This is a genomic window from Amycolatopsis sp. CA-128772, from assembly GCF_002904295.1.
Classification (GTDB): Bacteria; Actinomycetota; Actinomycetes; order Mycobacteriales; family Pseudonocardiaceae; genus Amycolatopsis.
Genome location: NZ_PPHG01000065.1, coordinates 11,830 through 36,671 on the forward strand (window position 1 = coordinate 11,830; position 24,842 = coordinate 36,671).

Annotated in this window: 17 protein-coding genes; 8 read left to right on the forward strand and 9 right to left on the reverse strand. The window is 71.2% G+C overall.

The genetic code is table 11. From position 1 onward, the window contains the following. Window positions 1-11: 11 nt before the first annotated feature. From C2L59_RS21920 to C2L59_RS21940, 5 genes are read right to left on the reverse strand one after another with little or no spacing between them, the layout of a single operon-like run. Window positions 12-2,381, reverse strand: coding sequence for a ricin-type beta-trefoil lectin domain protein (locus C2L59_RS21920; RefSeq protein ID WP_103351384.1), 2,370 nt, complete (start codon window positions 2,379-2,381; stop codon window positions 12-14). A gap of 25 nt (window positions 2,382-2,406) precedes the next feature. After that, the gene (locus C2L59_RS21925) at window positions 2,407-4,320 is read right to left on the reverse strand and encodes a hypothetical protein (RefSeq protein ID WP_103351385.1); all 1,914 of its coding nucleotides are present in this window, start codon (window positions 4,318-4,320) and stop codon (window positions 2,407-2,409) included. A 30-nt stretch (window positions 4,321-4,350) separates the two neighbouring features. Then, window positions 4,351-5,277, reverse strand: a complete 927-nt coding sequence (locus tag C2L59_RS21930; RefSeq protein WP_103351386.1) for a carbohydrate ABC transporter permease — start codon at window positions 5,275-5,277, stop codon at window positions 4,351-4,353. Next, window positions 5,267-6,139, reverse strand: a complete 873-nt coding sequence (locus C2L59_RS21935) for a carbohydrate ABC transporter permease (RefSeq protein ID WP_103351387.1) — start codon at window positions 6,137-6,139, stop codon at window positions 5,267-5,269. The genes C2L59_RS21930 and C2L59_RS21935 overlap by 11 nt, the downstream gene beginning before the upstream one ends. After that, window positions 6,136-7,461 carry an ABC transporter substrate-binding protein gene (locus tag C2L59_RS21940; protein ID WP_103351409.1) on the reverse strand — a complete coding sequence of 442 codons (1,326 nt, stop codon included), beginning with the start codon at window positions 7,459-7,461 and terminating at the stop codon, window positions 6,136-6,138. The genes C2L59_RS21935 and C2L59_RS21940 overlap by 4 nt, the downstream gene beginning before the upstream one ends. Window positions 7,462-7,768: 307 nt before the next feature. Here C2L59_RS21940 and C2L59_RS21945 point away from each other — a divergent pair, with 307 nt between their 5' ends. The 8 genes from C2L59_RS21945 to C2L59_RS21980 all read left to right on the forward strand — a co-directional run bounded on the left by C2L59_RS21945 (window position 7,769) and on the right by C2L59_RS21980 (window position 19,178). Then, the gene (locus C2L59_RS21945) at window positions 7,769-8,512 is read left to right on the forward strand and encodes a FadR/GntR family transcriptional regulator (RefSeq protein WP_233223626.1); all 744 of its coding nucleotides are present in this window, start codon (window positions 7,769-7,771) and stop codon (window positions 8,510-8,512) included. Window positions 8,513-8,836: 324 nt separating this feature from the next. Continuing rightward, entirely contained in the window at window positions 8,837-10,180 is a 1,344-nt protein-coding gene (locus C2L59_RS21950) for a PHB depolymerase family esterase (RefSeq protein ID WP_103351389.1), read from the forward strand. Window positions 10,181-10,210: 30 nt separating this feature from the next. Next, a complete protein-coding gene (locus tag C2L59_RS21955) occupies window positions 10,211-11,230 on the forward strand; it encodes an RICIN domain-containing protein (protein ID WP_199199185.1) in 1,020 nt (339 codons plus the stop codon). Between the two features lie 55 nt (window positions 11,231-11,285). Next, complete coding sequence (locus tag C2L59_RS21960) at window positions 11,286-12,656, forward strand: RICIN domain-containing protein (protein ID WP_199199186.1); 1,371 nt, start codon at window positions 11,286-11,288, stop codon at window positions 12,654-12,656. A gap of 107 nt (window positions 12,657-12,763) precedes the next feature. Beyond that, on the forward strand, window positions 12,764-13,792 hold the full coding sequence (locus C2L59_RS21965; protein WP_103351410.1) for a LacI family DNA-binding transcriptional regulator: 1,029 nt from the start codon (window positions 12,764-12,766) through the stop codon (window positions 13,790-13,792). Between the two features lie 34 nt (window positions 13,793-13,826). Continuing rightward, window positions 13,827-15,269 carry an arabinofuranosidase catalytic domain-containing protein gene (locus tag C2L59_RS21970; RefSeq protein WP_103351391.1) on the forward strand — a complete coding sequence of 481 codons (1,443 nt, stop codon included), beginning with the start codon at window positions 13,827-13,829 and terminating at the stop codon, window positions 15,267-15,269. A gap of 38 nt (window positions 15,270-15,307) precedes the next feature. Then, window positions 15,308-17,692 (forward strand): ricin-type beta-trefoil lectin domain protein, encoded by a 2,385-nt coding sequence (locus C2L59_RS21975; RefSeq protein ID WP_103351392.1) that lies wholly within the window; start codon window positions 15,308-15,310, stop codon window positions 17,690-17,692. Window positions 17,693-17,711: 19 nt separating this feature from the next. Then, the gene (locus C2L59_RS21980; protein WP_199199187.1) at window positions 17,712-19,178 is read left to right on the forward strand and encodes an arabinofuranosidase catalytic domain-containing protein; all 1,467 of its coding nucleotides are present in this window, start codon (window positions 17,712-17,714) and stop codon (window positions 19,176-19,178) included. A gap of 9 nt (window positions 19,179-19,187) precedes the next feature. Here the strand turns inward: C2L59_RS21980 and C2L59_RS21985 are convergent, their stop codons facing one another. The 4 genes from C2L59_RS21985 to C2L59_RS22010 all read right to left on the reverse strand — a co-directional run bounded on the left by C2L59_RS21985 (window position 19,188) and on the right by C2L59_RS22010 (window position 24,816). Continuing rightward, window positions 19,188-21,974 (reverse strand): hypothetical protein, encoded by a 2,787-nt coding sequence (locus tag C2L59_RS21985; RefSeq protein ID WP_233223627.1) that lies wholly within the window; start codon window positions 21,972-21,974, stop codon window positions 19,188-19,190. A 331-nt stretch (window positions 21,975-22,305) separates the two neighbouring features. After that, window positions 22,306-22,812: a hypothetical protein gene (locus C2L59_RS21990; protein WP_103351394.1), complete on the reverse strand. Its 507-nt coding sequence runs from the start codon at window positions 22,810-22,812 to the stop codon at window positions 22,306-22,308. Then, window positions 22,809-23,111 (reverse strand): hypothetical protein, encoded by a 303-nt coding sequence (locus C2L59_RS21995; protein ID WP_103351395.1) that lies wholly within the window; start codon window positions 23,109-23,111, stop codon window positions 22,809-22,811. The genes C2L59_RS21990 and C2L59_RS21995 overlap by 4 nt, the downstream gene beginning before the upstream one ends. An 880-nt stretch (window positions 23,112-23,991) precedes the next feature. After that, window positions 23,992-24,816 (reverse strand): DUF72 domain-containing protein, encoded by an 825-nt coding sequence (locus C2L59_RS22010; protein WP_103351397.1) that lies wholly within the window; start codon window positions 24,814-24,816, stop codon window positions 23,992-23,994. Window positions 24,817-24,842 lie beyond the last annotated feature (26 nt).

Here is a 24,842-nt window from a genome sequence, read left to right on the forward strand (position 1 = left end):
GACGGAACCTTTCAGCCGAGGGTCCACTTCTGGTTGGTGGCGCCGGTGCAGGTGGCGAGCTGGACCGGGGTGCCGTTCGCGGTGCCGGAGCCGGTGACGTCGAGGCACAGCCCCGACTGGGTACCGGTGATGGTGCCGTTGGCGTTGACCTGCCACTGCTGGTTGGCCTGGCCGTTGCAGTTCCAGATCACCACCTTGGTGCCCGGGGTGGTGCCCTGGCCGCTGGCGTCGAGGCACCGCGTGCCGCTGTAGACGGTCAGTTCCCCGGCGCTCGTGCGGGTCCAGGACTGGTTGGTGCCGCTGTTGCAGTCCCAGATCTGCACCTGGGCGCCCGGGGTGGTGCTGACGCCGTTGACGTCCAGGCACCGGCCCGCGCCGGTCGCCCGCACCGGGCCCGCGACCGGGCCGGGACCGCTGCCGCCCGGGCCGGCGGCGGCGATGACCTGCTGGGCGCCCGACGGCCAGTTGGTGCCGCTCACCTGCACGTTGCCGGTCAGCACGTTGTTGTGCGGCGACCCGGTGGCCACCTGCGTGGCGCCGCCGTTGTACCAGTTGCCGCTGAAGGTGTTGTCGTTGGTGTTGTTGTTGCCGTTGGCGTTGGTGAACGCCCACACCCCGGAGTCCTGGATGACGTTGGCCGACAGCGTCACGTACCGGGAACCTTCGTCCAGGTACAGCCCGACCGTGCGGTTGTTGTCGTAGACGTGGTTGTGGTCGATGGAGCTGCCCGGGTTGGCGGAGAGGTTGTAGATGCTGCCGCCGTCGTGCATCAGCTTCTTGGTGCCGTGCACCCGGTTGTAGCTGACGACGGTGTCCCGCAGGGTCGTCGGCGTGGTGTAGACGGGCTGGAAGTCGTACAGGCCGCGGTTGCGGTAGTCCTGGCTGCCGCCCTGGTCGTTCGCGCCCCAGCCCCAGCCCACGTCGATGCCGTCGTAGGTCAGGTTGGCGACGTCGTTGTGCGTGATCACGGTGTGCGTGGCGTAGGTGGAGAGGATGCCGGCCATCTCCCGGTAGTCGAGGGCGACCCGGCTGACCGTGTTGTTCGAGATGGTGACGTCCTTGTTCGTCATCGCCGCGTTCGACGGGTGGTGCGCGTCGGGCCGCACGCCGCCGACGATCACGCCGCCGCCCGAGACCTCGGCGAACGTGTTGTGGTCCACCGTGATCGACGACGCACCCAGGCCGACGCCGGACGCGTGGGCGTTCGCGTCGTTGCCGATGCCGAGAGCCACCTGGCCGAGCAGGGTGAAGGTGTTGCCGCTGAACGTGATGCCCGTGGCCGCCGAGACCTGGACGGCGGCGGGTGCCTGGGCCCAGCCGTTGCGGGCGCCCTCGAACAGGCGGCAGCCGGACTGGCAGGAGGTCAGGAAGTCGGCCGGCATCGGCGCGGCGGCCGGCAGGAACGTGCCGGTCTGCTGGTTGGCGTACCCGACCGACGTGCTCGGCGTGAGCCAGGTCGTGTGCGCGAACCGCAGGCCCTTGAAGGCCAGGGCGCGCACCGGGTTGTCGTAGCTGCCGCTGATCTGCAGCAGCGACGTCAGCCGCGGCAGCTCGACGTCGTGGCTCGAGGGCACCCAGCCCGCGGGCGCCTTGTAGTACAGCTTCCCGGCGGACGGGTCGAGGTACCACTGGCCGGCGTTCTTGAGGAACGAGTAGGAGTTCTCGAGGAACAGCTGGCCGCCGCCGAACGGCTTGGCGAGCGTGTCGTAGCCCCAGTTGTTGTTGTTCCACGCGGGCTGCTGCATGACGATCGACGAGCCGCTGACGTGGTCGACGGGGGAGTACCGGTCGGTGAACGAGTTCTGGCTCTCCACCTCGATCCGGTTCTGCTGCGGCAGCGTCGCGAGGTAGTTCAGCGCGGAGTTGGTGATCGTCATGCCGCTGGTGGTGAACTGGACGTCGTTGCGCGACAACGGGACCGCCGCGCGCGGGGCCAGCGAGCCGTCGACGAACAGCTGTCGCGAGTCGGCCCCCGCCGGTACGGACGCCACCCAGATGTTCTGGCCGGAGTCCTGCACCGCCCAGCCGGTGACCTGGCTGCCGCCGGAGAGCACCGGGGTCTGGCCGCCCGCGGCCTGCCAGGTGACGGTGTGGCCGTTCTGGCCGGAGTCGGCGCTGGTCAGCGTCAGCGGGGCGGCCAGCCGGTAGGTGCCCCCGGCGAGCTGCACGACGACGTCGTTGGCCGCCGACTGGGCCCGCGCGAGCTGCTGGGCCCGGGCCGGGGTGGCGACCGGCTGCTCGGGGGTGCCGGGGTTGGTGTCGCTGCCGCCCGGGGCGACGGCGATGGTGACGGTCGCGGCGTGCGCGGGTGGTGCGGTGAACGCGGACACCGCGAGGGCGGCCGCGATCGCGGCGACGACGGATCTGGTGCTCGGCGGCATGGCGGGGACCTCTCCGGGACGGGGGTTAGGGTGCGTCGAAGGGCGTGCGGTACGACGGCGGGCGGGTGCGCAGGTCGAGCTGCAGGGTGAGCCGGACGGTGGTGGACCGCGGGAGCCGCACGGCCAGCCACGGCCCGTCGACGCGGGCCGCGGCTGAGGTCACCCGGGGTTCCGAGTGGCCGTAGTCGTACAGCCCGCCGAGCCAGGACGGGTCTTCGCAGACGGTGTGGTGCACCGTGCGGATGGTGTCCTCGCCGAACGCGCCGGCCTGCACGATCACCGTGCGGTCGGTCCGCGGATCGAGGTTGACCAGGTCGACGACGGTGGCCTCGGGCTCGATCCGGGAGACCAGCGCCGCCACCGAGGGCGGCAGGCCGGGCCGCGCCGCCTCGGCGTCGTAGTAGCGCACGCGGGCCTGCTGCAGACCGCCGTTGTAGAGCACCTGCGGGCCGCCCCAGGTCAGCTGGACCAGCGCCTCGGTGACCACCGGGTTGGCCTGCTGCCACACGTGGATGTCGGCCTCGGCGACGGGCCGGCCGCGGTGGCGTTCCATCCGGGCCAGGCGGTGGCGGACCTGGGCCTGCGCGGCCGCGAGGATGCGTTCGGGGTAGCTCGGGTCGTCGCCGGCGAGGAAGGCGAACCACGGCTCCTCGTGCCCGGCCTCCTCCTTGGACCGGAACGGCCGCACGGTCCGCCAGTCGTGCCCGGCGGCCGCGCGCAGCCGCTCGATCCGCTGCCGGTCGGCGGGCGCGGCGGAGTGGTGCCACAGCGCCATCGGCACGGCCAGCAGCATCGGGTTGTAGTCGAACCAGCCGCGGTCGGCGTACCGGTAGGGGACGTGCAGCGTCGGCGTGCCGGTGTCCGGGCCGAGCTGGGCGGTCCAGCGGGACTGCAGGCTGGAGTCCGCCTCGGTGAACGCCATCACCTTGCCCTGGGCGATCACCTCGTCCAGCGCCGGGCGGACCAGGTCGAGGAAGGAGTCGTCGCCGGTGGCCGCGGCCGCGGCGAGGGCGGCCACCGTGGCGGCCTGCCCGACGCTGTACCAGCCGTGCGGCCAGGACCAGCCGTAGTGCCCGCCGTACCAGCGGCCCTCGAAGAGCCCGCCGACCGTGCCGTCCGGGGCGACGTTGTCCGGCACGATCCCGCCGTTGGCGCCCGCGCGGGCGCACCACGCCCCGACGTACTCGGCGATCCAGTCCCGGTACCGCGGGTCGCCGGTCAGGATGAGCGCGTTCTGCACGAGCCCGGTCGCGGCCAGGTTGACCGCGGTGTCACCGACGCCCGCCCGGCGGCGCAGCTGCTCGCCGAGGCGCGGGTCTTCGTCGCGCGGGGGTTCTCCGGCTCCCGGCGGCAGGACCCAGTCCAGCGGGAAGCCGTACATCCGGGCCTCTTCGGGCAGCCACGGGTAGGACCGGCCGTCGAACAGGCCGCTCCGCTGCCGGTCGCTGCCGTTGTGCGGGCGCCGGATGATCCGGTGCACCGGGTCGTAGTTGCCGTGGGCGGGGTCGACGTAGAGGTCGGCGAACCGCCGGGCCCGCTCGGTCCAGCGGCCGGGCGCGGCCAGGCACAGGAAGTAGAACAGCAGCAGGCTCTCGCCCTGGTGGAACCAGTCGTAGCCGCGTTCGTACTCCTGGTCCAGCATGCCGAGCTCGGCGAGCTGGCGGGTGACCCCCTCCCAGTGCCGTTCGGCCGCCGGGAGCAGGTCGTCGGCGCCGCCGAGCAGGTAGAGCTGCGGCCAGTTGAAGAACGTTTCGTAGAAGTCGTCCACGCCGTCGCGGGTGGAGAGCCGGCCGTCGTAGGCCAGCCGGCCGTCCGGCCCGGTGAAGTCGGTCTCGAACGCGCGCCAGGCCCGGTCGAGCAGGTCGAACAGGCCGCGCTGGGCCACGGCCCAGCCGGGGGGTTCGAGCAGCGGCACCGAAGCCGTGATCACGGGATCCATCCCGGGCGTCCTCCGATCGCGGGTGCGGGGTCAGTTCTTGGTGGCTCCGGCGAGCATTCCGGTGACCAGGAACCGTTGGGAGAAGAGGAAAACGACGAGCACGGGGGCGATCGCCACGAGCGTGGCCAGCGCCAGCACCGGACGTTCGACGGCGAGGCCGCCGGCCGTCGGGTTGAACTGCGGGACGTCGTTCAGCAGCGTCCCGAGGCCGACCTGGACCGGGAACTGGTCGCTCTCCGGCAGCATCACGTACGGCAGGAAGTAGTTGGTCCAGTTGGCCACGAAGCTGAAGAAGCCGACCAGTGCGATCACCGGCATCGCCAGCGGCAGCGCGACCCGGCGGAACGCGCCGAACTCCGTGCAGCCGTCGAGCCGTGCGGCGTCCAGCAGCTCGTCCGGCACCGCGGTGGTGAAGTAGATGTAGGCGAGGTAGACGCCGAACGGGTAGAACGCGTACGGCAGCACGATCGACCACATGGTGCCGATCAGGTGCGCGGTGTTGAGCTCCAGGAACAGCGGCACCACCAGGGTCGCGTTCGGCATCAGCATGACGACCAGGGTGGTGACGAGCAGCGTGCGCCGGCCGGGGAACGCGGTCTTCGCCAGCGCGTACCCGGCGGGGATCGCCACGCCCAGCGTGATGGCCAGCGCGGCGAAGGAGTACAGCGCCGAGTTGCCCAGCCACCGGAACACCGCGTTGCCCTGGTACCCGGTCAGGGCGTCCCAGTTGGCGGCCAGTGCCCGCCACGAGCCGGCGGACAGCGGGTGGCCGTGCACGAGCTGGTCGTCGGTCTTCGTGGCGGCCAGCACCAGCCAGAGCACCGGCAGCACGAAGAACAGGAAGAACAGGGCGAGCACCAGACCGGGCACCGGGTTGGGCAGCCGGCGGCGGTGCCGCGGCTTCGCCGGGGCGGGCACGCGGGGCGGCGCGGGCGGCCGCTCGAGGTCAGTCCGCATCGAAGAACCTCGACCTCGTGACGAACACGGCCGCGACGATGAGGCTGACCACCAGCAGCTCGACCGAAACCGCCGCGGCGGTGCCGACGTCGTTGTTCTGGAAGGCGAAGTCGTAGGACAGCTGGTTGGGCGAGTAGTCCCGGCCGGCCACCCCGACACTGGCCTGGGTCAGCAGCTGGGGCTCGACGAACAGCTGGGTGCCCCCGGCGAAGGCCAGGATCACCATGTACACGATCCACCGCCGCAGCAACGGGATCTGGATTCGCCACGCGGTCTGCCACGCACCGGCGCCGTCGATCCGGGCCGCCTCGAGGACGTCCGGGGAGATGGTGTTCAACGCCCCGTACATGACGACGATCCAGCCGCCCGCCCCGGTCCAGAAGGCGATCAGGGTGAACAGCACCGGCAGGTGCTCCAGCGCGACCACCTGGCCGAAAGTTTCGAAACCCAGGGCCCGCAACAGGAACCCGGCCGGGCTGACCGCGGGGTCGAGCATGAACAGCCAGACGAGCACGCTCGCCGCACCCGCCAGCGCGCCCGGCAGGTAGTAGAGGAACCGCAGGACCTTGCCGGCCGGGCGCGTGCCCAGGCGGTGCAGCAGCAGGGCCAGCCCGACCACGAACACCACCAGCGTCGTCAGCCAGCACAGCAGGTACACCCCGACGTGCGCGACGGCGGCCCCGAACCGGAAGTCCCGGGCCGCGGTCGCGAAGTTCGCGAACCCGGTGAAGTTCCCGCCCGCGTCGGAAAGCGCGAAGGAGATCGCGTAGCCCGTCGGCACGACGCCGAACGCGATCAGCAGCACGACGTAGGCGGCGACGAAGCCGTAGCCCGCCCGGTGCCGGGCCGCCGGCGCGCTCATGGCCCGGTGACCTGGTACCCGGTGGACCGGGCGTGGTCCACGATCGCGGTCTGCCACGCCGGGAGCAGCGACACGATGCTCTTGCCCGCGGTCAGGCCCGGGGTGACGGTGGCCGCCCAGATCGCCTCCTGGCTGAACTGCCCGTAGCCCCAGCCGGACCAGACCTGGCCGGCCGCGGCCTGCAGCGGCCCGGCGATGTCCCCGGCGTAGTAGCCGGACGACGCCTGGTTCGCCAGCCACGTTTTCGCGGCTGCGCGGTGCGCCGGGTAGCCCGGGGCGAGCTTGCCCTGGTAGTCGTCCGAAGTGGTCACCCAGACCAGGAAGTCCGCGGCCGCCTTGAGGTGGTGGCTGTGCGCCGAAAGCAGCCACGTCCCGCCGCCGACGTTGCCCACCGACGGCGCCGGGTCGCCGGGCCACTGCGGCATCGGGGCGACCGCGATCTGCCCCTTCGGCGTCTTGAACGTGCCCTGGAACAGCGCGCCGCCGAACCAGGAGGGGCCGGGCATCAGCAGGATCTTGTCCGCGGAGTTCTTGTCGAAGTCCGAGCTGAACACGCTGCCCGCCGACATGCTGCCCGCCTGGACCAGCGAGTCCAGCAGCTGCGCCATCCGGGTGCAGTTCGGCTCGGTGGCGGTCACCGTGACGGCCTTCGGGCCGGTGATCCGGTTGGCGCCGCACTTGCTCGCCCACAGGTAGATCTCCGGCGTGAACGTGTCGCCCGCCGCGCCCACCAGGTAGCCCGGGTGCTCGGCGGCGACCTTCCGGCCCAGCGCCTCGTACTCCGGCCACGTCGCGGGCACCTGGTAGCCCCATTGCTTCAGCAGCGTCTGGTTGTACCAGAGGACGGTCTGGGAAAGGTCGTTGCGCAGGCAGTAGAGCGTGCCGTCCACCGTGCACGGGTCGTTGGCGCCCGGCGCCCACTGGTCCAAAGTGGACTTCGGGATCAGGTCCTTGTCCAGCGGCGCGGTGAAGCCGGCCTGCCGGGCCCAGGACACCTCGTTGTTCTGCGAGCTGAACACCACGTCCGGCCAGCCGTCGCCGGTCCGGTTGAACAGGCCGACCTTGGTCTGCAGGTAGTTCGAGCCGTTGGCGTCCCCGTCGTAGCTGACGATGTCGAGCTTCGCCTCGGGGTGCTGCTTCTGGTACAGCTGGGCGGCGGCCATCCGGGTGGAATCGACCCACACCGTCAGCGGGCCGTCGGTCTGCGGCGCCGGCGTGAAGCCGCTGCCGGCCGGTGTGGTGGTCCCGCCGCCCGCACACCCGGCGGCGACGGTTGCGGCGAGCACCCCGGCGAGGACGGCGGCGCGTTTCCTGCCCCTCATCAGCAACTCCACTTCGTCGTGGCACCCGCCAGGGCAGGCGATTCCGGTGAAGGATGAGTAAGACTCATTCGATCGGCCTGTACGACCGCGGTTTTCGACGGTTTCACTGCTGCGCCGGGGTTTTCGCGGTCCTGGCCCGGTGATCCATGAGAACAGCAGGGTCGCACGGCGTCAAGGACGTGCCTGCTCATTGGCCCGCTTGCCGCGCGCCGGATGTAACTTTCACGGTGCCGGAGCAAGGGTTGACCGACCGGCGGGCCCGCGAGGTAGGGTGCTCAGCCGGTGACCGTTGAGTCATACTCATCCGGTGACCCGTGACGAGCAAGCCGCACCGCCTGCCCCGTACCGGCCCGGCTACGAAGTGGTGGCCGAGCAGATCCTGCAGCTGATCGCCGAGCTGGCCCTGCGGCCCGGTGACCGGATGCCGACGGAGAACGAGCTGGCGGCGCGGATGGGAAGCAGCCGGACCGTGGTGCGGGAGGCCGTCAAGATCCTTTCCGCGCTCGGGCGGGTGCGAGCGCACAAGGGGCGTGGGCTGTATGTCTCCGACGACGAGGGCATGCTCGGCGGGTCCCTCTGGGGCGCCTTCTTCCTGCCCGCCGATCTGGACCACGTCTACATGCTCTTCGAGTTCCGCCGGATCCAGGAGACGGCCGCCAGCCGGCTGGCGGCGGCCAACGCGACCCCGGCCGAGCTGCGCGCGATCGAGGCCGCCGCCGAAACCTGCCGGCACGGGCACGTGAGCGGCGAGTCCATCCTGTTCGACCGCGGCGACGACGACTTCCACCTCGGGATCGCCGCCGCGTCGCACAACCAGTTCCTCGTCGCCGCCGTGCGCGAAGCGCGCCGCCTGCAACGCCAGTCGAACATCATCGGCATGTCCGGCTCGATCGGCGGGCACGCGGCGGGCGCGATCGAAGAGCACACCGCGATCTTCCGGGCGATCCGCGACGGCGACCCCGACGCGGCGGCCCGGGCGGCCGCCACCCACCTCGACAACACCCTGGAGGACTACCGGCGGGAGATCCAGCGGCGGCTCTTCGGCCAGTGAGCGGGTTCCCGGAGCGCGGCTCCGGGGCTCCGTGCTGCGCAGATTCCATTGTGGACCGGAGTGCCGGATTCGTTGCAGCTGAGTAAGTTTCACCTCCGGCCGAGTTGTCCGTCAGCCGGTCCCGCCGGGTGTTTTGCCTGTCCAGGCCCGGCTTTCGTAAATCTTCGGACCGGATTGTCCGTGCCGGTGGGAAAATTGCTCATTGACCACCGTGGCCGGTCGCTCCTATCTTGACTGGGTCCGTTCGGTTCGGTAGCCGGACGATTTCACCGCGTACCCACGTCCTCCTGAAAGCAGTGAAATGTGAGCGCTAACACCTCGCCGATGAGCCGCCTCGTCCGCGTCCTCCTCGCGGTGCTGCTGGTGCTGCCCCTGACGGCGCTGCTGACCGCCGGCCCGGCGGCGGCCGCCACGTTGACCCGGGTGACCGGCTTCGGGACCAACCCGACCAACCTCGGCATGTACGTGTACGTGCCCGACAAGCTCGCCGCCAAGCCCGCCCTGCTCGTGCTGGTGCACTACTGCAGCGGCTCGGCGAGCGCGATCTTCAACGGCAACGGGCACGACTACGCGACGGCGGCCGACCGGTACGGGTTCATCGTCGTGGTGCCGGAAGCCACCCGCGACGGCCACTGCTTCGATGTCTCCACGAGGGCCGGGCTCACCCGCGACGGCGGCAGCGACTCCACCGGGATCATGGCGATGGTCGCCTGGACCCGCCAGCACTACCCGGTCGACCCGGCCCGGATCGTGGTCAGCGGCTTCTCCTCGGGCGCCATGATGACGAACGTCCTGGCCGCCGAGTACCCGGACGTCTTCTCCGCCGCTTCGGCGTTCTCCGGGGTGCCGGCAGGGTGCTTCGCGACGACGGACGGTTCGCTCTGGAACAGCCAGTGCGCCGGCGGGAACGTCGTCAGGTCCGCGCAGCAGTGGGCGGACCAGGCGCACGCGATGTACCCCGGTTACACCGGCGCCTACCCGCGGATGCAGCTCTGGCACGGGAACACCGACACCACGCTGGCGTACCCGAACTACGGCGAAGAGATCAAGCAGTGGACGGCCCTGCACTCGCTGACCCAGACACCGTCCTTCACCGACCACCCGCAGTCGTCCTGGACGCGCAACCGCTACGGCGACACCGGCACCCACGCCACCGTGGAAGGCATCACGATCGCCGGCACCGGGCACACCCTGCCGCAGGCCGGGATGCTCGCCTACGCCATCTCCTTCCTCGGCCTCGACGACAGCGGCGGGAATCCCACCCCGACGGGCGGCCCGGTGCGCTCGGTGGCCGCCGGGCGGTGCCTGGACGTTCCGGGTCAGTCGACGACCCAGGGCACCCGGCTGCAGGTCTGGGACTGCCACGGCGGGACCAACCAGGTGTGGACCGCGACCACGGCCGGGGAACTGACCGTCTACTCCGGTGATGCGCGGCGCTGCCTCGACGCCGAAGGCGGCGCGACGAGCCCGGGCACCGCGGTGATCATCTGGGCCTGCCACGGCGGGGCCAACCAGAAGTGGCGTGGCAACGCCGACGGCAGCGTCACCGCTACGCAGTCGGGGCTGTGCCTCGAACTCCCGGCCGGCTCGACCGGCAACGGCACCGCGGTGCGGCTGGGGACCTGCACCGGCGGCCAGAACCAGAAGTGGACCGTCCCGGCCGCCTGAGTCGGCCCCCGCACGAGGAAGGACATCGAGATGTGGCGACGTTTCCGCGGCGCGCTGGCCGTGCTCGGGGTCGTGCTGGGGCTGGCGCCCGTGTCGTCGGCGGTCGCCGCCGACAACCCGTACCAGCGCGGCCCGGATCCCACGCCGGCGAGCATCGCCGCCGACCACGGCCCGTTCGCCACCGCGCAGACGACCATCCCGAAGGGCAACGGCCTCGGCGGCGGGATCGTCTACTACCCCACGGACACCAGCCAGGGGACGTTCGGCGCCATCGCCATCGCGCCCGGCTACGGGACCGAGTGGCGCTGGTACGGGTGGCTCGGCCCCCGGCTGGCCTCCTTCGGCTTCGTCGTGGTCGGCATCGAGACCAACAGCCTGAGCGACTACGCCGACGCACGCGCCGACCAGCTGCTGGCCGCGCTGGACTGGCTCGTGACGAGCAGCCCGGTGCGCGACCGCGTCGACCGGACCCGGCTCGCCGTCGGCGGCCACTCGATGGGCGGCGGGGGCGCGCTCGTCGCGGCCACCCGGCGGCCGTCGCTGCGGAGCGCCGTCGGCATGGCGCCGTACGTTCCCGACGGGATCCTGCGCGGCACCTCGGTCCCCACGATCCTGTTCGGCGGCCAGGCCGACACCACGGTCACCCCGGCGTACCTGGCGAGCGCGTACGCCACGATCCCGGCCACCGTCCCGCGCGCCTACCCGGAAATCGCCGGAGAGGGCCACGGCTTCGCGGCCGGGGGCGGCGGCGGGAACTCGGGCGCCTTCGCCCGGGTGATGATGGTCTGGCTCAAGGTGTTCGTCGACGCCGACACGCGCTACCCGCCGTTCCTCTGCCCGACGTTGTCGAACACGAGCGGCATTTCGAAGTACCAGGCCAGCTGCCCGCTCGGGCCCGGCGGGACGATCCCGCCGCCGGATACGTCCCGGTTGGCCAATGCGAACGCCGGGCGGTGCCTGGACGCGTCCGGCGCCGGGACCGCCAACGGCACCAAGGTGATTCTTTGGACCTGCAACCACGGGGCCAACCAGCAGTGGAACCGCACCTGATTCACCCCCAACCCCTGGAGAACGACGATGTTCGAAGAGCAGAGGGAGCCACGTGATGGTGAGGTATAAGGCCCTGTTCGCGGCCTTCGCGGCGGGGGCCCTCCTCGCGCTGGCCGGCCAAGTTCCCGCGCAGGCCGCCGGCACCGCGGCGGCGGCCCCGGCGACGGCGGCCGCGGGCACCGCGGGCTGCGGGAAGGCACCCGGGCTGGCGAGCGGCAGCCACACGATCTCCAGCGGCGGCCAGAACCGCAGCTACATCCTGCGGGTGCCGAACAACTACGACAACAACCACTCCTACCGGCTCTTCGTCGGCCTGCACTGGCGCGGCGGCACGGCCAACGACGTCGACTCGGGCGGGACCGACGGCTACAACTGGTCCTACTACGGCCTCCGCCGGCTGGCCGACAACGCCGGCAACAACACCATCTTCGTGGCGCCGCAGGGCAACGGCAACGGCTGGGCCAACCCGGGCGGCCAGGACATCACCTTCATCGACGACCTGCTGCGCCAGCTCGAAGGAGCCCTGTGCGTCGACACCTCGCAGGTCTTCGCCGGCGGCTTCAGCTACGGCGCCGCCATGAGCTACGCCCTCGCCTGCGCCCGGCCGACGGTGTTCCGCGCGGTCGCCGTCTACTCCGGCGCGAACCTCAGCGGGTGCAACGGCGGCACCCAGCCCGTGGCGTACATCGGGATGCACGGCATCGGCGACAACGTCCTGCCCATCGCGTCCGGGCGCTCGCTGCGCGACCAGTTCGTCCGGAACAACGGCTGCACCCCGCAGAACCCGCCGGAACCCGCCGCCGGCAGCCACACCCACATCGTGACGACCTACTCCGGCTGCCGCGCCGGGTACCCGGTGGTCTGGGCCGCCTTCGACGGCGGGCACGACCCCGGCCCGCGCGACGGCTGCACCTGCAGCGGCTGGCAGACCTGGACCTCGGGCGAGGTGTGGAAGTTCATCACCCAGTTCGACTCCTCCACCCAGCCGCCGAACCCGCCGGTCCAGACCGGCGTCAACTACAAGCTGGTGGCCCAGCACAGCAGCAAGCTCGTGGGCATCACCGGCGCGTCCACTGCGGCCGGGGCGCTCATCGAGCAGGAATCCGCCAACGGCGGGCTGGGCCAGCAGTTCGACTTCGTGGACTCCGGTGACGGCTACTACCGCGTCCGGGCCCGCAACAGCGGACTGGTGCTGCAGGCCGCGAACGCCGGCAGCGGCGCGGACATCAGCCAGCAGGCCGACACCGATTCGACCGCCGAGCAGTGGCGGGTGGTCGACCAGGGCAGCGGCGCGGTCAGCTTGGTTAACCGGTTAAGCGGCTTGGCCCTGGACGTGTGGGGAGTCTCGACCGCCGACGGCGCCCGGATCTCCCAGTGGACGTTCACCGGCAACCCCAACCAGCGGTTCCAGCTCCAGCGCGCCTGAACCCGGACCGGGGTGTCCGCCGGAACCCGCCGGCGGACACTCCTTTCCGTTGCGGTGAAGGGATATCCTGAAACGTGCCACCGGACAGAGTCGTCTTGGGAGGTGCCATCGTGTCCGCCGAGTCTTCCGACTTCCGCCCCACCCTGGCCGACGTCGCACGGGCGGCGGGGGTGTCGACCGCCACCGCGTCCCGCGTGCTCAACGGGTTTCCCCGGGTGAGCCCGGAACGGCGCCGGCAGGTCGAGTCCGCGATGCTGGAACTGGGCTACGCCCGCCAGCGCGCGGCGCGCGCGGCGCCCCCGCCGCAGACCGGCTCGATCGCGCTGGTGGTGTGCGAAGAGGCCCTGCGGCTGTTCACCGACCCCTACTTCCCGCGGATCGCCGCCGGGGCCGACCGGGAGCTGTCCGCGGTCGGCTTGCAGCTGGTGCTGCTCACCGTGCCCGCGACGGAGAACTACCAGGCGCCGGTGCTGCGCTACCTCGACGGCGGGCACGTCGACGGGGCGCTCGTCGTCGGCATGCACGGCCGCCGCCCGCTCGACCTGGACTGGGTCGACATCCCGGTCGTGTTCGGCGGGCGCCCGGTCCGGCAGGCGGAGTCGGACCGGCTCTCGTACGTCGACGTCGACAACCAGGGCGGGGCGCGGCTGGCCACCCAGCACCTGCTCGCGGCGGGCCGCCGGACGGTCGCGACCATCGCCGGGCCGCAGGACATGACCGCGGGCGTGGACCGGCTCAACGGCTACCGGCAGGCGATGGTGGGCGGTGGCCGGCACGACCTCGGGCTCGTCGTGTTCGGCGACTTCGGGCAGGCTTCCGGCGAGCACGCCACGGCCCGGCTGCTGGACCGCCGTCCGGACGTCGACGCCATCTTCGCCGCCTCGGACATGATGGCCGTCGGGGCGTTGCGCGCGCTGCGCCGGGCCGGCCGGGACGTGCCGGGGGACGTCGCCCTGATCGGCTTCGACGACCTGCCGATCAGCCGCCGGACGGACCCGCCGCTCACCACCGTGCGCCAGCCGGTGGAGGAGATGGGCGCGCGGATGACCGGCGAGCTGCTCGCCATGATCGCCGGCGCCGCCCCGCGGCAGCGCACGGTGCTCGACACCCGGCTGGTACTGCGCGAATCGGCCTGAACAGTCTCTTGTGGACGTCTATCGAGGAGGATCCGTGCGCGTGATCGTGCTGCTGGCCGCGTTGGTGGTGACGGCGCTGACCGGCGTGACACCGGCTTCGGCCGCCCCGGCGCCGCTGGTGAGTTCGGCGTCGGGGCGGTGCCTGACCGTCCGGGGCAACACCGACGCACCCGGGACGGCCCTGGAGATCCAGGACTGCGCCGGGCAGGCCGGGCAGGCGTTCGAGTTCACCGCGGCCGGTGAGCTGCGGACGCTGGCCGGCACCCGGTGCGTGGACGCCTACGGCAACCGGACGGCTCCCGGCACGGCGGTGATCAGCTGGTCGTGCTCCGGCGGGGCGAACCAGCAGTGGCGGCGGAACGCCGACGGGTCGATCACCGGTGTCCAATCGGGACTGTGCCTGGACGTCAACGGCGCCGGCACGGCCAACGGCACCGCGGTCATCCTCTGGACCTGCCACGGCGGGGCGAACCAGCAGTGGACCGGCGGGACGACCCCGCCGCCGCCGTCGGGCACGGCGCCGTGCGACATCTACGCCTCCGGCGGCACGCCGTGCGTCGCCGCGCACAGCACGGTCCGGGCGCTCTACGGGGCCTACGCGGGCAACCTGTACCAGGTCCGGCGCTCGTCCGACAACACGACCCGGAACGTCGGGGTCCTGGCGGCGGGCGGCAACGCCGACGCCGCGGCCCAGGACGCCTTCTGCGCGGGCAGCACCTGCGTCGTCACGGTCGTCTACGACCAGTCCGGCCGCGGGAACGACCTGTGGTACCAGGGATCCAGCGTCGTCCCGGGCTCGAACCAGAGCAGCCCGGCGAAGGCGACGTCGGAATCGCTGACGGTCGGCGGCACCAAGGCGTATTCGCTGTACATCAACCCCGGCAACAGCTACTGGCGCGACGGCCACCTCACCGGCGTGCCGACCGGCAGCGCCCCCGAGGGCATGTACATGGTGACCAGCGGCACGCACGTCAACAGCGGCTGCTGCTTCGACTACGGCAACAGCGAAACGACGCGCAAGGCCGACGCGGCCGGCGCGATGGACGCGATCAACTTCGGCACCGAGTGCTGGTTCGGCGGCTGCAGCGGCGGCGGTCCGTGGGTGCAGGCCGACCTCGAGTGGGGGCTGTACCCGGGCGGCAGCCAGTCGTGGAACCCGAACCAGCGGGCGCTGCCCAGCAAGTTCGTCACCGCGATGCTGAAGAACAACGGCACGTCGCGGTTCGCGCTCAAGGGCAGCAACGCCCAGTCGGGCAGCCTCACGACGATGTGGGACGGCGCACTGCCCGGCGGCTACAGCCCGATGAAGAAGCAGGGCGCGATCGTGCTGGGCAGCGGCGGTGACTGCTGCAAGCCCGGCGGCGGCGCGAACCTGAGCGCGGGGACGTTCTACGAAGGAGCCATGGTCGCCGGCTACCCCTCGGACGCGACCGAAGCCGCGGTGCAGGCGAACGTCGTCGCGGCCGGCTACCGATGACCACCCCCACCCCCTCCGTCGGAAGAGAGAGAACTGCCATGCCCGGAACCCTGCTCCGGCGGATCCGCGCGGTCGCGGTCGCTGCGGCCGTCCTCGGCGCCGGCGTCGTGGCCGCGGCCGCACCGGCCCAGGCCGCCACCTCGATCACGCTCAACGGCGGCTCGGCCGGCCGGACCTTCGACGGCGTCGGCGCGGTGAGCGGCGGCGGCGGCAACAGCCGCCTGCTGATCGACTACCCGGAGCCGCAGCGCGGGCAGATCCTCGACTACCTGTTCAAACCCGGCTACGGCGCCGCCCTGCAGATCCTCAAGGTGGAGATGGGCGGGGACACGAACTCCACCAGCGGCGCCGAGCCCAGCCACGCCCACTTCCGCGGCGACCTGGACTGCAACCGCGGGTACGAGTGGTGGATCATGGAACAGGCCAAGGCGCGCAACCCCGGCATCCGGCTGGTCGGCCTGCCGTGGGGCGCGCCCGGCTGGATCGGCAACGGCACGTTCTTCTCGAACGACCTCGTCGACTACTACCTGTCCTGGCTGGGCTGCGCGAAACAGCACGGGCTCACCATCGACTACCTCACGACCGTCCAGAACGAGAAGCAGTGGAGCGCCGACTGGACCGTCACCATGCGCAACGCGCTCAACGCCAACGGGTACGCGGGCGTCAAGGTGATCTCCGGTGACTCGTGGCCGGGGGACTGGGGGCCGGCGGGCGCGATCTCGACGAACACGGCCTACCGCAACGCGACCGACGTCCTCAGCGCCCACTACACCTGCGGCTACCTCAGCGCGCAGACCTCCTGCAGCGTGCCGTCGAACGTCACCGCCACCGGGAAGACGCTGTGGTCCAGCGAAAACGGCTCCCAGGACTACAACGACGGCGCCAAGCCGCTGGCCCGCGGCATCAACCGCGTCTACCTCGACGGCAAGATGACCGCGTACCTCAACTGGGACCTGATCGCCGCCACCACGCCGAACATCCCGTGGCCGACCGTGGGGCTGATGCTGGCCAACCAGCCGTGGTCGGGCTACTACGCGGTCGGCAAGGACGCGTGGGCGCTGGCGCACACGACCCAGTTCACCGCACCCGGCTGGAAGTACCTCGACGCGTCCAGCGGCTACCTCGGCGGCAACCGGTCCAACGGCAGCTACGTCACGCTGAAGGCACCGAACACCGGTGACTACAGCACGGTCATCGAAACCATGGACGCCACTTCGGCCCAGACGCTGAACTTCACCACGACCGGCGGCCTGTCCACCGGCCAGGTGCACGTGTGGGCGACCAACCTGAACTCCGGCAACTCCGCGGACTTCTTCGTGCACGCGTCGGACATCACCCCGGCCGGCGGGGCCTACTCCCTGACCGCCCAGCCCGGCTACCTGTACACCATCACGACGACGACCGGGCAGGGCAAGGGCACCGCGGTCAGCCCGCCGCAGGGCTCGCTGAACCTGCCCTACAGCGACGACTTCGACGGGTACGCGGCGGGCAAGGAAGCCAAGTACCTGATGGACATGGAAGGCGCGTTCGAGACGGCGGCGTGCGGCGCCGGCCGCGCGGGGACGTGCGTGCGCCAGGCGTCCCCGCAGAAGGCGATCCCGTGGAAGAAGCTGACCGACCCGTACGCGTTGCTGGGCAATGTGGCCTGGAGCAACTACGCGGTGAACGCGGACGTGCTGCTGGAGAAGGCTGGGTACGTCCAGCTGCTCGGCCGCGTCGGTTCGCAGGACACCGGCAACCAGGCCGCGGTGAACGCGTACTACCTGCGGGTCAGCGACACGGGCGCGTGGTCGATCCAGCGCAACAACACGAGCCAGCAGGTCACCACGCTGCGCAGCGGCACGACGACGGCGCTGGGCACCAACCGCTGGCACCAGCTGTCCCTGGGCTTCTCGGGCAGCACGATCACGGCCTCGGTGGACGGCACGGTCGTCGGCTCGGTCACCGACTCGACGTTCCCGGCCGGCCAGGTCGGCATCGGCACGAGCCAGGGCGAGACGGCCCAGTTCGACAACCTGGCGGTGACCGGCTCGGGCGGCGGATCGACGTCCGTGCTCCGCAACACCGGCGCCGGCCGCTGCCTCGACGTCCCGAACGTGAGCCAGACGAACGGCACGCAGGTGTCCCTGTGGGACTGCAACGGCGGCGGCAACCAGCAGTGGACGCTGACGTCCGGCAAGCAGCTGCAGGTGTACGGCAGCAAGTGCCTCGACGCCGAGGGCGCCGCCACCACGCCGGGCACGAAGGTGATCATCTGGGACTGCACGGGCGGTTCGAACCAGCAGTGGAACGCGGCGACCGACGGCACGATCACCGGCGTCCAGTCCGGACTGTGCCTCGGTCCGAACGGCACCGCGAACAGCGCTCCCGTGTCGCTGCAGACCTGTACCGGCGGCGCGGCCCAGAAGTGGGCCCGGAGCTGACGACGGAGGGAGTTCCCCGATGATCTCGAAACCACGACGGAGACGGTGGCTGCCGACCGCAGGGGCCGCGCTGGCCCTCGCCGCGGGCATGGTGACCGGCCCGGTCACCAGCGCCCAGGCCGCCACCCAGGGGCCGTGCGACATCTACGCGGCCGGCGGCACGCCCTGCGTCGCCGCGCATTCGACGACCCGGGCGCTGTACGGCGCCTACAGCGGCGCGCTCTACCAGGTGCGGCGCGCGTCGGACAGCAAGACGCAGGACATCGGCGTGCTGAGCGCGGGTGGCGTCGCGAACGCGGCGGCCCAGGACTCCTTCTGCGCCGGAACGACCTGCCTGATCACGGTCATCTACGACCAGTCGGGCCGCAACAACCGCCTGACGCAGGCGCCGCCGGGCGGCTTCCAGGGGCCGGCCGCGGGCGGTTACGACAACCTCGCCAACGCGGCGGCCGCCCCGACCACCGTCGGCGGTCAGAAGGCCTACGGCGTCTACGTGGCGCCCGGCACGGGGTACCGCAACAACAACACGAACGGCGTCGCGACCGGTGACCAGCCGGAGGGGATGTACGCGATCTTCGACGGCACGCACTACAACGGCGGCTGCTGCTTCGACTACGGCAACGCCGAACGCAACAGCCGCGACAACGGCAACGGCACCATGGAGGCCATCTACTTCGGCAACATCAGGGTCTGGGGCTACGGCGCCGGCAACGGCCCGTGGATCATGGCCGACCTGGAGAACGGCCTGTTCTCCGGGGTCAACCAGCGCTACAACGCCAACGACCCGAGCATCAGCCACCGCTACCTGACGGCGATCATCAAGGGCGAGCCCAACCACTGGGCCATCCGCGGCGGCAACGCCCAGTCCGGCGACGTGTCCACGTTCTACAACGGCGTCCGCCCCAACGTTTCGGGCTACAACCCGATGCGCAAGGAAGGCGCCATCATCCTCGGCACGGGTGGCGACAACAGCATCGGATCGGCGGGCACGTTCTACGAAGGCGTGATGACGTCCGGCTATCCGTCGGACGCCACGGAAAGCGCGGTGCAGGCGAACATCGTCGCGGCCGGGTACGGCACCGGCGGCAGCAACACGGGCACCGGCCCGGTGCACGCGGTCGGCGCGGGCAAGTGCCTGTCGGCGCCGAACTCGACCCAGGGCACGCAGCTGCAGATAGCCGGCTGCGCGAGCCAGGCGGGCCAGACCTGGACCCGCACGGCGGACGGCAGGCTGACCGCCACCCTCGGCGGCGCGACGCTGTGCCTGGACGCCTCGGGCCAGGGCACGAGCGCGGGCACCAAGGCGGTGACGTGGCCCTGCAACGGCCAGGCCAACCAGCAGTGGACGGTCAACGCCAACGGCACGGTGACCGGCGTCCAATCAGGACTGTGCCTGGACGTGACCGGCGCCTCGACCGCCGACGGCGCACCGGTGGAGCTGTGGACCTGCAACGGCGGCAGCAACCAGCAGTGGACGTTCGGCTAGCGTGACCTGTCACGGATCGGGCGGGCACCAGGTGTCGGACGTCGGACCGTCGGCCGCGCCGCAGAAGCCGTGGACCGACTTGTCGACTTCGCCGCCGGACACGCCCATCACCGCGACCGGCTTGTTCTGCGGCACGTTCCGGCTGATGTCCCCGCCGTAGTCGATGGTCCCGGTGACGCCTTCGAGGTACTTGTTGACCTGCTCGGCACCCGGGCGCGAGGTGTGGATCGCGGTGATCTCGCGCCAGATCGCGCCGGGTGTCACCGGGATCTCGGCCGCCGTCTCGCGCAGGTACGCGGCCGCGACGATCATCACCTGCGCGGCGTCGTAGGCCAGCGCGGCGTGGCCGTCGTACGAGCGGCCCTCCGGCGTCCGCTCGAACGGGAACAGCGTCTCGTCCAACGTCGTGTAGAAGTCGAGCGCGGCGCCGCTCGGCTCGGTGACCGGGGAGGTGGCGAACGACAGGTAGTAGTAGGGCAGTGCCCGGTTGCGCCGGCGTTCGCCCTGGTCGGCGACGAACCGCGTGACGTCGTCGTCGCCGATCACGGTCGCCCGGCTGCCGCACTGCGCGGCGCTGCTGAGGAACTGGCCGAAGTCGGGGACACCCCGGCCGGCGAAGAACACCAGGCCGTCGTAGGAGCAGGTGTCCCGGCCCGCCGCGCCCGCGTTGCCCAGCAGCGTCTCGCCGTAACGCACGTGCGAAGGCGGCCCGCCGAGGCCGCCGTCCGGGGTGAACGCCCGGGCTTCGACCTGGAACTTCTTCGCCTGGAAAGCCTTCAGGACGTCGTCGCGCAGGTTGGTGCTGTACACGTCGGCGTCGTCGTCGGAGTAGTAGATGCGGACCGCGCGCGGCCCGGGCAGCTGCTCGGCGAACCCGGCCGCCACCGCGGCCTCCCGCCGGTTCTGCGGTGTCACCTGGAAGTACATCGGGTTCAGGTCGGCGAGCGGGTCCGCGGACAGCGTCGAGGCGACCATCGGCAGCCCGGCGTTGGTCAGCGCGGCGATGGTCCGCTGGGTCGGCTCGCTGCTCAGGTCCAGCCCGACGACCCCGACGATGCTCTTGTCCTGCTCGGCCTGCTGCCGCAGCTGGTTCGCCACCCGCACGCCTTCGCGCATGTTGCGCCCGGCGTTGGCGATGAGCAGCCGGACGACCGGGTCGGCCGAGCCCGGCGCGTTCAGCTGCCGCAGCTGGGCGACCGCGAACCCCTCCAGCGACTCGCGTTCGGTGGTCAGCCCCTCGGCGAGGTTGTTGGACGACGTCAGCGCCTCGAGCACGACGAGCGTGATGTACGGCCGTTCCGGGTGGGCCTGGTGCAGCTGCTCCGCGCGGTGGTTCTGGTCCAGCACGACCGCCTCGACCTGCCGGATCGTCGCGTCCGACGGCTGGAAGACGTCCTGGGCGCCGTCCGTGGTGCCGACGCACTCGCTGCCGGTCCAGGTCAACCAAAGGTTGTCGGAACCGCAGTGCTCGGCGTAGCTGTCGCGGTGGCGGTAGGCGACGAACCCGGCGACCAGCGCGACGACCACGACGGGCACGCCGATCCGCGTCCACCGGCTCGCCCACCACGGCGGCCGGACCTGCCGGCGGAACCGGTAGTCGCTGCCGAGGGTCTGCAGCATCTGCCGCACCTTCGGCTCGTCGGTGTCGGCGGGCGGCCGGACGCCGATCGGCAGGTACCAGGCGGTCGGCTGCCGCTCCCGCCGGTCGCGTTCGAGCTGGTTCTGCCAGGCGACGTAGGCGGCTCGCGCCTGCTCGGCCTGGAACTGCGGCCGGTGCGTGGTCGGCTTCGCGTCCGGCGGCGGCAGGGGGCTGGCGCTGACCACCAGCAGCGGGTCGAACCGCCCGACCTGGTTGCGGACGGAGTTGACCAGCTCCAGCAGCCGGTACCCGCCGTTGCCGACGCTCACCTCGTCCAGCAGCAGCACGGGGTAGGTCATCCGGCGCCGCCGCCACACCCGCCACGGCCGCAGCCGGTAGGCGCGCCGCAGGTCTTCGAGGAAGGCGTTGAGCAGCAGCCGGCAGACGTATTCGGGGGCCTCCTCCTGCCACTGCCCCTCGGTGAGCCGCCGGGCGAACCGGACGAAGCTGCCGGACATCTCCGGCGCCAGGTGCGGTTGCCGCAGGAACCACCGGTACCGCCCGGACAGCACGGGCACCCGCCCGGTGACGGCGACCCGGAAGGTCAGCAGGGTCAGCCCGCGCACGAGCAGCGAGAAGACCTTCCAGATGCCCTGGTTCTCGGGCAGCTGCTTGACGGCGTCCTCGGCCGAGGAGCTGAACCGTTCGGCGAGGCTGATCCGCCGGATGGCCCGCCGCAGCACCCCGTCGGGATCGTCCCGCCCGTCGTAGTCCTGCAGCATGAGCCAGTAGACGAGGTCGAACAGCGGAAACGGCAGCCGGCTGGTGTGCGCGGACGCGCTGTCCCCGAGCTCCTTCCGCGCTTCCCGCAGCACGTCCCGCACGACGGTGACGGAGTCGGCGGTGGCGGCCCCGGCCTCATCCCGCCCCTCATGGGCGGCGAGATCGGGCCGCGCATACCGGATGCTGCCCTGCGGTTTGGCACTCCGCAGCCGTTCGGCAATGGCGGTGAGCACATCCCCGTTTTCCCCCGGCCGCACGAGGCAGACCATGGGCAGCCCCCGCCGTTCGGACCGTTCGTCCTGGTAGTCCCCCCACCGGCACTGATCATCCAGCTTCCGCGGCCGATCCCCGACCCGCGGCCGCAGGCACAGCGCCCCGATCAGCTTCACCAGCACGTCGGCACCGAGAAAGCCGAGCGGTCCCGTTCTCCCCATCCGAACAGAATGGCACATTTGCCGTGGAACCGGTTCCGCAATTCACGGCTTGCCCGGCGTGTCGTGGATGAGGCCGACCCCTGGGACAGGCGAACACGGCGAAGCCGGTCACCCCGGCCGCTACCGCCACGACAGTTCCAAGATCGAATCGAGTTGCACAGGCGTTCTTCTGGTGATTGTGCGCATCCCTCGACAGCCGCTAGGACGTGAGGGCTTTGTAGGAAAACGCCACCTCGATCCGGCTCAGGGCGGTGAGATCCACGCTGCGTGACGTGGCTACCCCCGCTTCGATCGACAACGTCCATTCGGTCGACAAACTGCGGCGCCAGAATTAGCTCGGGCGTTCGGTCGTCGGCGCCGCGGCGGCGCCGATCGCCACGGCGCCGGCCGTGTCGGGTGCCACCTGGACCAGGATGGACCGGGACTCGAGGTACTGGGTGACGTCAGTGCCGTCCTTGAGCCGGTCGGTACACCGTGCTCCGTGGGCCACGACCATGGCGAAGATCGGCGTTGCCGCGGTGACGTCGTGCAGGATGACCCGCACCGCTTCGACCTTCGCCTGCCACCGATCGCCGGCGAGATCATCGGGGTTCACGGTGAATGAGATCGTCCGCGTCGTGCGGAACTGCTCGAGTTCCTGCTCGCCGGTTATCGTCAGGTCGTGCTCGTCGTCCTTGAAGGATTGGTAGTCGTAGTCGTCGAACCCGGCGATGAGATCCACCAGGACCAGCTCCCGGGTGCCGGCCAGCAAACGTGCCTGGTAAGCCGCCGGATCGATCAGGTCTTCGTCGAAGTCGCGTTCGACGTCCGGATGCACGTGCCGCCGGTCGAGCGTCATGGCTGCGGATTGATCCCGCAGGTGTAGATCTCCACCGCCCGTGCCGCCCGCACCTGGCTTTCCAGGAAGACGTCGCCGTATCGCCGGGTGGCGGCGATCATGGTCAGTGCGGTCCGGCGCAGGAGGGCCGCGTCGTCGCGTGCTCGCGCGTACAGGTTCTCGTAGTCCGCGCGCTCTCGGGTGAGGCCGTCGACCCTCAGCTGCGCCAGGTGCACCTGACGCTTGGCGGCGTTCACGCGTTCGGTGGCCGAACGCTTCTCCTGCAGCAGCTTGGCGAGGTCCTTGACCAGCGACTTCAACGCCGGATCGCCGGTTGCCTGGTCGATGTCCTTGACGAATTTCGCGAAGCTGATGAGGACGCCTCCCGCGGCCGCCGCCCAGGCGTCGACATCGATGTGGCCGTCCGGCGTTCTGTGCCCGGCGGCGTCTTTGGCCCCCTCCGTGCGGAGTCTGGACCACCGCAGCTTTGCCCCTCGCTTCGTCGGTCTCCGCTTCGGCGAGTGACTCCTTGGCGTCCTCCAGCGCGGCGTTCAGCACGGACGCGGTGGTGTCCAGCTTGTTCAGCTGCACCCTCAGCTGCGCCTCGGTCAGACCGGTCGACGTGACGGCGGAAAGCATGTCCTTGGCGTCGCCGAAAAGCTGGTCGATCAATTGACCGTACAGCGTCACCCGCCGCAGATACCGCTCGAAATCGGGAACGACGTCGAGGTTGCGGGGAATCCCGATCGCATCGTCCCCGTTGAGGAACTGCCGTTTCGTCGCGAGGGCCTGATCCGCGGCCGGCGAGGTCGCGATGACCAGATCGAGCAGCTCGATGATCCGATCCGCCTCGGCTGCCGTGGGCGTGCCGCGAACCTGCCGGAAACAGTACTGGGCAATGGCGTACCAGTGGGCCGAGCTGGTCGCGATGTCGGCGCCCAGCTCGGCCCGCACGACCATCCAGAAGTCGGTGGCCGGAAGCTGCCGGGTCTGCTGATTGCCCGCGAGCCCGGCCGGGCCGGCATTGCCGGGAGGCCCGCTCGCCGCGCCCGGACGTCGGGCGCCGTTCGTGTCGAGGGCACCCTTCCCTCCTGCGCCGCCGGGTCCGCCGGCGCCCCCCGGAGCGCGCTTGTTCCACCGGCCGCGCCTTTCTGTGATTCATGGCCGGCACGGTCACCAGGGCCCGAACCGGAAGATCCTTCAGAACAACGTCGCCGGTTCGACCGGCTCCGGCTCCGGCAGCGGCTCAAGATCAGGCACCAGCGCCCGCACGTCGTCGTGGAAGCGGCGGGCCAGCGCCGGCGCCTCGTCGTTGTTCGGGGTGTGCACGAAAACCGTCGGCGACCGCCCTTCGCGCAGCCAGGCCGCCACCACCGCGGTCCACGGCTGCCACCCTTCGGCGGTCTCCTCGGCCGAGTCCCGCCCCAGGTAGCGGACGATCGGCCGGTCGGTCAGCGCCCGCGTCCGCCGCGGCAGCCGCGGCTTCTTGGCCCAGGTTTCCTGCTCGGCCTTGCTGCCCGGCGGCCGCCCGAAGAAGATGGTGGTGTCGAACGGCACCCACTCGGCCTCCGCGGTCCCGAGCGTCTCCTCGAGCAGCGACGTCGACCGGGCGTCGGTGAAGAACGCCGGGTGGCGCACCTCGACGGCCCGCCGCCGCCCGGCCGGCAGCCGCCGCAGGAACCGCCCGAGGGAATCGACGTCGGAGGGCCCGAACGAGCCGGGCAGCTGCGTCCACAGGACGGCCCGGTCACCCAGCGGTTCGAGCGCGTCCAGGAACGCCCGCATCTCGGTCTCGACCCCGGCGAACCGCCGTTCGTGGGTGACCACCTTGGGCACCTTGACCACGAACCGGAAGTCGTCATCGGTCTGCTGCGCCCAGGTGGCCACGGTGTCCCGGGCGGGCGTGGCGTAGAAGGTGGTGTTGCCCTCGACGGCGTTGCACCAGCCGGCGTAGGCCCGCAGCCGTTCCTTGGCCGGTACCGACGGCGGCAGGAACCGGCCCGGCCACGCCTTGTGGGTCCACATCGCGCAGCCGACGTGAAGACCTGCCA

Excerpts from the sequence above, each read along its gene's own strand:
- C2L59_RS21985 (WP_233223627.1), bottom strand. The coding sequence starts at position 21,974 with ATGGGGAGAACGGGACCGCTCGGCTTTCTCGGTGCCGACGTGCTGGTG.
- C2L59_RS21955 (WP_199199185.1), top strand. The coding sequence starts at position 10,211 with ATGTGGCGACGTTTCCGCGGCGCGCTGGCCGTGCTCGGGGTCGTGCTG.
- C2L59_RS21960 (WP_199199186.1), top strand. The coding sequence starts at position 11,286 with ATGGTGAGGTATAAGGCCCTGTTCGCGGCCTTCGCGGCGGGGGCCCTC.
- C2L59_RS21940 (WP_103351409.1), bottom strand. The coding sequence starts at position 7,461 with ATGAGGGGCAGGAAACGCGCCGCCGTCCTCGCCGGGGTGCTCGCCGCA.
- C2L59_RS21925 (WP_103351385.1), bottom strand. The coding sequence starts at position 4,320 with ATGGATCCCGTGATCACGGCTTCGGTGCCGCTGCTCGAACCCCCCGGC.
- C2L59_RS21990 (WP_103351394.1), bottom strand. The coding sequence starts at position 22,812 with ATGACGCTCGACCGGCGGCACGTGCATCCGGACGTCGAACGCGACTTC.
- C2L59_RS21950 (WP_103351389.1), top strand. The coding sequence starts at position 8,837 with ATGAGCCGCCTCGTCCGCGTCCTCCTCGCGGTGCTGCTGGTGCTGCCC.
- C2L59_RS21975 (WP_103351392.1), top strand. The coding sequence starts at position 15,308 with ATGCCCGGAACCCTGCTCCGGCGGATCCGCGCGGTCGCGGTCGCTGCG.
- C2L59_RS21980 (WP_199199187.1), top strand. The coding sequence starts at position 17,712 with ATGATCTCGAAACCACGACGGAGACGGTGGCTGCCGACCGCAGGGGCC.
- C2L59_RS22010 (WP_103351397.1), bottom strand. The coding sequence starts at position 24,816 with ATGTGGACCCACAAGGCGTGGCCGGGCCGGTTCCTGCCGCCGTCGGTA.
- C2L59_RS21920 (WP_103351384.1), bottom strand. The coding sequence starts at position 2,381 with ATGCCGCCGAGCACCAGATCCGTCGTCGCCGCGATCGCGGCCGCCCTC.
- C2L59_RS21935 (WP_103351387.1), bottom strand. The coding sequence starts at position 6,139 with ATGAGCGCGCCGGCGGCCCGGCACCGGGCGGGCTACGGCTTCGTCGCC.
- C2L59_RS21930 (WP_103351386.1), bottom strand. The coding sequence starts at position 5,277 with ATGCGGACTGACCTCGAGCGGCCGCCCGCGCCGCCCCGCGTGCCCGCC.